Source organism: Dethiosulfatibacter sp., from assembly GCF_983023055.1.
In genome coordinates, this window is the sequence record NZ_CEZJXU010000049.1 from 7,502 (window position 1) to 9,038 (window position 1,537).

The window sequence follows — 1,537 nt, forward strand, 5'->3', positions numbered from 1 at the left end:
GACAGGCCGTATCCTGATTTGCTACCTTGAAAATAAATGTGTCTATCTTTGCTTTTCCACCAAAGAAATCTCCAAATGCTTCTAACTCCACATATTGTCCTGGTACAAACTCTTTAATCTTATATGCTCCTGTACCTATAGGATTATTAAGAGCTTCTGCACTTTCCTTCCAATCTTTAACAGGTATGCTTTCCCATATATGCTTTGGTATTATTCCCCTATCTGCACCAATTCTTACTAGTCCTGGAGCAAATACTTCTGTAAATTCAAAGCTTACAGTATATTCATTTACAAGCTTGATACCTGCAACATCATCAGCAGTACCTTCATGGAATTCCTTGGCACCAACTATCTTTTCTACTTCGCCGTATCTCGGACCAGTATAGTCAGGATTCGCCATTGATTTAAATGTAAACACAACATCCTCAGCTGTAAATGGAGTGCCGTCATGCCATTTAACGTCATCTCTAAGCTCAAAAGTAAGTGTCAGATTATCATCAGATACTGAATAACTTTTCGCCAATGACGGTACCAAATTCAAGTTTTCATCCATTTTAAACAATTTAGAATAAACCAACTCTATTACAGCCGCATCATATTCTTCATCATACAACACTGGATTGAATACTCCAGTAGGTGAACTCCATAATGCATAAATCAAACTGCTTTTTTCCACTGCCGGTTCTACTGCCTCTTGTGGTTCCTCGCTTTCTGTCTGACTTCCGTTGCTTCCACATCCACTAAGTAGAACCATTGACAACATCATACATACCAAAATCATGCTAATAAATTTCTTCATATTTCCCTCCGTTGTAATTTTAGTAACATTTAATATAGTTAATGTAACTTAATTACCATAATATATTATTATTCTTAACTTGTCAATATATACAAAATAAAAATCAACCAGCTTTGGAAACTGATTGATTAAGGTTTTTTAATTGATACCGGCAACATTCAGATAATCTTTACTCAACATTTAATCCAATAAACATATTAAAGGATCTATCCAGCAGGGTCAATCCCATCTCGTGGTTTGCCTCGTTCTTGGGAAGAAAATTCTTACCGTCGCCTTTCAGAATTCCCATACAATTTGCAAATCTAACACCTTCAAAAGCCCAATCAGATATACTGTTTACATCAGCGAAATCAGGATTCCATTCTGCATTGCAGATATCCTTGTCATCGCCACACATTGCCCTGTATGTGTTTTGTATCATAACCGCCATCATTTCCCTTGTTATAGTGGATTCCGGATCAAACATGGTATCCGATATTCCATTGACTATGCCCAGAGCATTTGCCTTTAATATGCTCTTTTGCGTTCTAGATTCAAGGTTGTATAAATCCCCAAAGTCTTTTGATTTTGTAGGATTATACTCAACTGCAGTTGCATTGTCTATTGCATATGAATCATATAGCTGAACAAGCATTTCACAGAATTCCGCCCTAGTTAAAACAGCCCCGGGCTCATAAAGGAGTTCATCCAAAAGATCATCAGTAATAAGGTCATTCTCATCTATATTTTTTACATTAT

The 1,537-nt window shown here is 36.5% G+C and carries 2 protein-coding genes; both read right to left on the bottom strand.

The genetic code is table 11. The annotated features are described in order from the left end of the window. A partial coding sequence (locus tag AC3AX0_RS03230) for an ABC transporter substrate-binding protein (RefSeq protein WP_487548870.1) occupies positions 1-799 on the bottom strand: 799 nt, incomplete at its 3' end. 169 nt (positions 800-968) lie between these two features. Beyond that, a partial coding sequence (locus AC3AX0_RS03235) for an S-layer homology domain-containing protein (RefSeq protein ID WP_487548871.1) occupies positions 969-1,537 on the bottom strand: 569 nt, incomplete at its 5' end.